The sequence below is a fragment of the Halogeometricum sp. CBA1124 genome (assembly GCF_009741955.1).
In the GTDB taxonomy this organism is placed as follows: domain Archaea; phylum Halobacteriota; class Halobacteria; order Halobacteriales; family Haloferacaceae; genus Halogeometricum; species Halogeometricum rufum.
Genome location: NZ_WPCD01000031.1, coordinates 19,780 through 27,472 on the forward strand (window position 1 = coordinate 19,780; position 7,693 = coordinate 27,472).

Annotated in this window: 5 protein-coding genes and 1 pseudogene; 1 reads left to right on the forward strand and 5 read right to left on the reverse strand. The window is 56.5% G+C overall.

The features are described from left to right. The first annotated feature begins 282 nt into the window (after positions 1–282). Positions 283–1,158: a hypothetical protein gene (locus GJ632_RS06645; protein WP_079235334.1), complete on the forward strand. Its 876-nt coding sequence runs from the start codon at positions 283–285 to the stop codon at positions 1,156–1,158. 157 nt (positions 1,159–1,315) lie between these two features. Here GJ632_RS06645 and GJ632_RS06650 read toward each other — a convergent pair. The 5 genes and pseudogenes from GJ632_RS06650 to GJ632_RS06670 all read right to left on the reverse strand — a co-directional run bounded on the left by GJ632_RS06650 (position 1,316) and on the right by GJ632_RS06670 (position 7,140). Beyond that, positions 1,316–2,541: pseudogene (locus GJ632_RS06650) on the reverse strand (tyrosine-type recombinase/integrase). Further along, on the reverse strand, positions 2,538–2,996 hold the full coding sequence (locus GJ632_RS06655) for a hypothetical protein (RefSeq protein WP_058984796.1): 459 nt from the start codon (positions 2,994–2,996) through the stop codon (positions 2,538–2,540). The pseudogene GJ632_RS06650 and the gene GJ632_RS06655 overlap by 4 nt, the downstream one beginning before the upstream one ends. 3 nt (positions 2,997–2,999) lie before the next feature. After that, positions 3,000–3,581, reverse strand: coding sequence for a hypothetical protein (locus GJ632_RS06660; RefSeq protein WP_058984797.1), 582 nt, complete (start codon positions 3,579–3,581; stop codon positions 3,000–3,002). Between the two features lie 503 nt (positions 3,582–4,084). Beyond that, positions 4,085–5,707 carry a transposase gene (locus tag GJ632_RS06665; protein ID WP_096396406.1) on the reverse strand — a complete coding sequence of 541 codons (1,623 nt, stop codon included), beginning with the start codon at positions 5,705–5,707 and terminating at the stop codon, positions 4,085–4,087. 467 nt (positions 5,708–6,174) lie between these two features. Beyond that, positions 6,175–7,140, reverse strand: coding sequence for a hypothetical protein (locus tag GJ632_RS06670; protein WP_143076933.1), 966 nt, complete (start codon positions 7,138–7,140; stop codon positions 6,175–6,177). Positions 7,141–7,693 lie beyond the last annotated feature (553 nt).

Sequence of the window (7,693 nt, forward strand, 5' to 3'; positions counted from 1 at the left end):
ATGAGAATCAGCTCGCTTACTCGAGCTCTACAACCTCGCCGTTTCCGTCGTCGAGGAGCCCCTTCTCGCCTACGCCCGCGGAGAACTGACTCACGATGAACATGAACAACGTCGAGAGACGCACGAATGAGACACCTGAATTCAGACCACGGACGGCCATAACTGGAGAAATAGGTATTCGGCATGCTTAGCAGTATAAAAAAGCAGTCCACCGACTTTTCGAAGAGAATCTCGCTCGTGAACTTGATTAAGAAGCACAGATGAGTAGTAATACGCACGCAGATGGGCCACGTCTACTACCACCACCCCGGCGACAAGCAGTTCTCCCTTGACTTCGTCCATCCAGCTCCTGCCAAAATCGTCTCGAAGATCGTCGACTACGGCGACGACGTCGCTGTGAAGGTCCAGAAATACGATATCGACGAACCGTTCTACGTCATCTACACATCCCGCGTCGGCGGTGGGCCTGTTCAAGAGATTGATTTTAACCTGAACGAGTCGCTCTCAGAGATGAGTGCCGACAACAGTACCATCATCGTTCGTCTTCTCGAGATTTACCGCGCACTTATCGCTCAGAACGAAGAAGAAGAGGGAACTCCCGTTGAGGCGTACAAGAATATCGACGTCGATGCACTGCCGGACGTTCTCGACCGGACGTCGTGGGAAGGATCAGCAACAGACGTAGCGGGCCGACTCGCCTCGAACCTGATCCTCAAGCACGCGCTTCCAAATGCCAACCATCGAACCGCTGTTGCGCTGATTCAGTTCTACCTCCGGCGACTGAATCCGGATTTCGCTATGCCGGAAACCTCTGTAGAGACCGATCCAGAATCCTACGACTGGCGAGAGTGGGTGAACGAGTACATCAACGAATCGAAGCGACTGTTGACCGTTCGACGGAAGAACGTCCTCTTCAAGCACCTGTATAGCTTCGGTGCGCGGACGCTTGAGCGAAAACACGCAGTCGAGATCGATCTGACTGAATACGAGTTGGATATGTACCCAAGTGAGGCGAAAATCGCCTACGCGGAGAAGCACGAAGATCTCTGGGTAACGTTTGTTGAGGAGGCTGTCGAACGTGCCGGCTATCCGGAGCTAAAAGAGACGTCTGGCCTCTCGAAAGCAGAATTCGCCGAAAAAATCCGAGACCTCAACTAAGCGGTTCTACTAGTCTTGAAGCGTGGCGACTGTTCGGCCCGTTTCCTCGGCCTCTTCGCTGCGCGACATATTGTACGTCGCGAGCGCTTCGTCAACCGCTTGGTCAAGGCTCATTGGTTAACCTAATCTAGGTTCTCCTCCCGTATAAACGCTTGCGTCAATCGATCTGTTCGAGTGCTTCAGTTGCGACATCACCCAATTCACCGGCTTCAATATGCGAATACCGTTCACGAACCATCTCCTCCGAGTTATCGAGATAGCGAGCCGCAACAGTGTACCCGAACGCGCGGACTAGCACCTCGCCCATTCCACGTCGACCACCGTGTGGAGCAAGATAGTCGTGTTTCGGATGGTCGATGTCGATCTCTGCAGCCTCTGAGAGCCGTTGGAGAATCGACCGTGCGCCGTCCGTCGTGATCGATGGAGGCTGAATGTCCTGATCAAGCGCCAGCAGCAGGTCGCGAGCGTACTCCGCACGGCGTTCAGTGATTGCTTCTGGGCGTTCCCCTCGTTCGGCGAGGTCATCCTGGACGAGCTCTGCGAGCGTCCGTTGGTCGACGTCGGAAACACCGGCCACTGCTCCGTCGGCGGGTCCATCAGCTGGCGATAGCTTCGCAGCGGAGAAATCACTGGATCGGGGAGACTCGCGGCGTCCCACTGCTGTTTCTTCCGGTAGACGTCCATACTCCCGTCGTCGAGGGAGAGATCCTCCCAGCGGACGCCGCGCCGGCGCGGGTCGTTTGGATCTCGGAGGAGTTCGCCAACGCGGACAGCGGTGTACGCGAGGACGAACACCAGAGCCCGGTCACGAGTCGCCTTCAGCGCTACGTAGCGCGCTCGCTGCTTGTCGAGGGGGTCAGTATCCTCTGGGAGTGTCGTGTACGCCTCGACAGCGTCGCGGGCCCGTTCGTCGACGTGCCGGGTGAGCGCGTGGCGTTGCTCGGACGTCCAGGCCTGCTGGTCGCCGGGCTTGCGGCCGTCGTCCTCCGGTAACGGCGCCATCGCACTCGCCCGCTGCGCGTAATGCGCCTCGAGATACCCTTCGTTGACACACCACCCACACCAGGCAGAGATATAGCGGTAATAGGTTTGTACCGTGTTCTGCTTGAGTCCCCGATCTCCACCGAGATGTCGGGCGTACTCCCGGAACACGCGTTCGTCGAGATCGTCGAAGGTCGGTTTGCGGTCGACGTCGTCGGAGACGATCCCGGTCCAGTCGTCGGCGCCGCGGTCGCCGGCGGCCCACTCGGCGAACCGTTCAAGCTCGCGTGCAGCGTTACGTCGATAGTTCCCACCGTCGCCGCCGCGGCCTTTCCCCTTGTCCTGGAGGTAGCGCTCGAAGGAACTCGCGAGTGACTGATTAGTGCGTTCTCGAGGTGTCATCGTTCCTCGTTCGCGTACTGGTAAGTCGGACGGACGTCCTCGAAGAGCGTTTCGACGATTTCCCAGAGGATCAGGGAAGGAGTCTCGTATTCAAATGTGATCCCCCAGCGGTCCTCCGTATTGGCGGCAGAGTACTGGAAATGCGCCCGTCCGAGATCGGGATGGTCCTCGTCCTGGTGCCAGCCGGCGTGAAAGCCCGTGTTCGGATCGGTGTAGTTGATACGGAACCAGTCGTGAGGGTCCTGTCGATACCACTTGACGGTCAGTTCCGGCGAATCAGGGCCCGTTGGGGGATTAAGGCGGGCTGGATCAAAAACCGCCCGCAGCTGCTTGGCCTCGATATCGTCAGGAACGTACTCGACGGCCGTGATCTGGGGGACACGGTCGAGGACGTCCCGCTTCAATTGGGCGTAGAGGTTCGCGTTCGGGTCACCACCTGGATGCGGGACCGACATCCGTTAGCTGCTGGCCTCGGCAGACTCTGTCGTCGGAGCGAGGAAGTCCCATTCGCGGATGGCAAAGCCAACGATCTGGATACGACGCTGAAGGTGCTCCCACTCGCGGGCAATCTCACGGCGACGGTCTTCCTCGTCACCGTCAAGGGACTCGTCAGCGAGCGTTCCGCGAAGCTGATTCGGTGACTCGACGCCGAATTCGCCCTCCCAGTCGCGAATCTGCGTCTTCATATCGGCGAGACGGTCCGTAAGCTCCTCGACAGTGTGCCCGCTGTCTCGAAGCCGCATCGCCTCCTGCATCGCTTGGCGGCGATAATCTGGGTAATACGTGGTGTGAGTACCGCTTTCGTCACGGTGGAGGATGCCATCGTCGACGAGCCGATCGAGGACGCGTTTGGTCGGCTCGTGTGACCAGCCCGCTTCCGAGGCGATCCAGTTGGCCGTCTGAGGCTCCGAAAGCTGCCGGGCGGTCATCCTCACGCGGTCTTCGCCCGTGGTTTGGCGTTCCATTAGGCCCTCGGAGTTCGGTTCGTCTTCGGACATACAACACCGTTCGCGCTTTGTCTTAATATAGGTTGAGGTCATTAGTTCTATATCGAGTGCGTTTCTTCGCCATCGCCTCGACCCCGGCTGAGGAGAGTCAGAGCAAACTCGGAGCCCGGTCTTGTCGGCTCTACCCGGGGGAAGCGCCGTTGTGAGGGGGTTGCAGCATTCGTGCTTCACCGACGGCGTCGGGGTACTTCAAACTGGTCGTGATTATTGGCATAATCAGGACCACTTGCTGTATTAGCCCCATCGAGAGAAATCGAGTATCTGGAGCCTCTTAGCACCGAAATTCCGCACTATAGGAAATTATATATCGTATATCGCTATACAAAATACCAGGCCTCGTTTTCCCCACAGTTTCGGAGGATAGGCCAGTTCCAAGTCGAATCTCCGCCGGTTCGTGGTCTATTTCCCAACGAATCGCTCGATTCCTGTTCATTCAGAACGAGATAATCGGACGAGCATGGGAAATTGCGCGGATTTTTGTGCTCCTACAGAGCGTCGCCACTCCCAAGCGGTGACCCCGGTGGAGAATCGGTCACTCAGTCGGGCGGAATCAATGCCGAAACGACGATCTCGACACACTCACCCGCAGTCAGGACCGGCGCATAGTCCATTTCGCCATCGACGCCCGCTTTCAGCAGGAAATCCGTGAGTCGCCAGATATTGTAGAGGAGTACGGCGAACACGAAGTAGAACAGCCGGACGCGGTAGTCTTTTGAGGAGGTCTTCGCGAGGAAATCGCCCTTGATAGACTTGTACTCGTTTTCGATCTGCCAGCGGCGGCTGTAGCGGCGACAGAACGACTCGGCCTCATCGGGGCCGACTCGGAGATTCGTGGCGAAGACAGTCGTCCCCTCACCACTCGTCGACGGCACGTACAGAAACTGCATCGAGTGACTTCCCGATTCGACGTGAACGGACGCTGATTCGACCGCTACGTTTTGTCCATCGGCATCCATTGTTTCGATGACCTCCCGCTCAGTGCTATTGATCCGTGTGGGAACGAGGTAGTTCACGCCGAGATTCGAGAGTGTCTGGTAGACTCGCTTAGAATCGAACTCCCGGTCACAAAGCACCGTCTCTACGGGGACGTGTTCTTTCGCTCGTTGAACGAGCCGCCGAACTACACGGTGAACCTGATTCGGCGGATTCCTATCCCACGCTGAGCTCTCCCGAATCGGCTCCACAGCGAGCACGAGCGGGATGTTCTCGCCGACAATCGAGAGCGTCGCGAACTTGAAAACCCGTTCTTCTTCACCTTTTGTACCGCTGACCATCGGCATCGCCTCGACCTCGCCGTAGTAAGGAACTGTCGTGACGTCGATCGCGGCCGTCACGGGTCGTCGGAACGAGGCTTCCTCCCCGATTACCGAGAGTAGTCGGTCGCTGGCCCGGTCGAACCCCTCGATCAGCGCTTCCGGCTCAAATTGCTTGACCGCCCGCAAGTGCGTGTCCCCGTGTGGACCATATTCTTCGCCACGCCTGTACTGGAAGCGAGCAGCTCCCTGCGCAGTGCCACAACCAACCATCCCCATGAACGTCTGTAGCTCGAAGAACTGCGTATCCTCGTAGGAGGCGTTCTGCGCTCGATCAGAATCGAATCCGTCAAATCCGTGGTCCCGTGCGAGGCGTGTCGTCCGGTGAACCTGCTCGTCCGAAAACTCAGTGCCTGTAGAGTGGGTTTGCTCATCGTCGTCGGCCGACTCTGGGTTCGAGTCAGTGACCTCCTCTTTCGGACGCACCACGGGGACAGGAGGTCCGTAGTCGTGGACCTCTTTGACGACGAAGTGAGCGGCGACGGTCACGTATTCGCGGACCCCATCGTCGAAGCGCTTGCGCCAAGTGCGCGAGAGAACCGACTCGTCAGGAACGTGGTCTAGCCCGAACGGTTCGGCGAGCTCCTGATGCGTTTCGAGAGTCCGATAGCTGTCGCCGGTAATCTCCCGATACATAAACAGCCGGAGCATCCCCTGGAACGAATCGGATGCCGGGTGCCAGTCCGGGTAGCCGTCTTGGAGATGTTTTGTGTAGAGCGTGACGCCGCTCACCGCAGCTCGGAGACACGCTCGATCTCGCAGTGTTTCGCTGAGCTCGATTCCGGTTTTATAGGCGTGGGTCAGCCGGCGGGCACGGTCCGACAGCGGGTCCAAGATCTCTGACATCGTTTTTCAGTTGTATAGATGTTACAAAAAATATGCGAATATGTTATTTATGTAGTCTAGTCTGGCTCAAATAGTCGGCCCAGTTGTCTCAGGTTGAGTATATTACCATATCATACACGGATACAGCTATTCATCCAAATCAATATCGGACCCGGTGTCCGGGTGTCCTACCAGTAATAAATAAAAACCGGCAGCAAGGAATACGAGCATACCGATTTCAATAACCGTTCTCGCTGTCCCACTCGGATTTCCTAACAAGACAAATAATTGTGGAGCGTACGTTTGAAATAATAACCCAACCAGCAACAGGACACTACCAATCCGTGTAGGTTGACTCATCCGGGACCAACGGTATGCCCAAGCAACACCGGCACCGAGTAATAAAATCGTTCCGAGTACCGTCCGGAGGGTAAGTTCGAGCGGGGCCATTATATCTGAATTTGCGAGGAGATCATAAATCAGTTAGGTCAACAGAGCGGCTTCGGACCAAGGCATGGGTCGCAGAGAAAGCCCAGCTTTGGGGCTGAAATAATCGCTCCCAAACAAGTCGTACAGGTCTTGAATTCTTTGAAAACGCCACACAGGGAGCAGGCCGCAAAAATACCTCCATATGCGCGTGCCAACCGGTACCAACAATTCAAGTCTGGCACACATGGGCCGCATGGTAGGAGAGCGGCGGTTTGGACGCCGTCATTAACCGAGAAGGTGGATACAGCCCCAGAATCATCAGTTTCGTCCTCTATTTCATCAAGTAAGTCACGGTATTCTTCAGTCGTCAGTGAGGTCTCTTGAGTGTTCAATTCACCACTTTCTGCTGAAGTTGAAACAACATCTGCACGTGCAGTATCTTCTCCAGTGTCAATATAGGTGACCGTAGTATAGGTCGGTGGGGAGTCGTCTCGATCGTCCCACCCGAGGAAAGCGTCGGGGATTCGTTCCACATCCTCGTCGGTTTGAAGAGATACGCCCGTATCGAAAGGAAGATCGACGGTCCGATAATCGATATCTACATCCCCGACGCCCCGTATTCGAAAGGCAACGGCGTCCTCAGGTTGTTTGTTATAACTATGTTCAGAGGCGGCATCATTCAGGAGCTGCTGAACATCGCTGTTACCCAGCGCGTCGTCAACTGCTTCTCTACGACGTTTCCCGGCCAGTCGTTGAATGACAACCTCTCGTTCGCCGTTAGTGCTATCGCTTCCATCACCAAGATCCTTTTTATTGTCTGCAGTGGCAACTCCCGGCACGAGCGTTGTAGCGATTCCCAGAGATCCAATCTTTAGAACTGTCCGGCGGTCAACACCTGGGCGCGGATCGGGACTACTCCGTATATCCGACAATTTTTCCCACGTCTCGGTACAACCACCACCATCATCGACAGCGTCGTTCAGTTCGGCTTGGTACTGGTCTGGGTCGGAGTCTGGTTTTTCCATGGTAACACACCACTTGCCATTCTTTCGCGGTTTGTATTCATGTTAATTGATGAGTACCCCTCCCAGACTACTCCCACCCCCCTCACTTGCTGAGGGTCCCCCTCAAGCTGTACACATACCATTGACATAGTTCGTGTACAGCCAATTAACCTCCCCAGAACTGAATACGCTCACGCTACTAGAACCCGCTAATGAAACAACCCGATCCCGCCGATTTTGAAGCGCTCATCGCAGACCGGTCGGGTTTTCTCCGTGTCCTCACCGCGGCGCCACGCTCAAAACGCGACCTTACCGAATTGTTCGACTGTTCGCGCTCGACGATTGATCGAGTGTTACGCTCGCTCGCTGACGCATACCTCGTTGAGTACCAGGACGGTGAATGGCACGCAACCGCCGCCGGGAGTGTGTGCATATCGCAAACACGACGAGTACGCCTCGTTCCTCACCGACCTCGCCGACGCAGCACCGATCCTCGCCTGCGCTCCCCACCGAGACCCCCATCGGTGAAGCGTTTCTTCCCGGGATCAACTGCGCATATTGCCGAGAGCAGTGT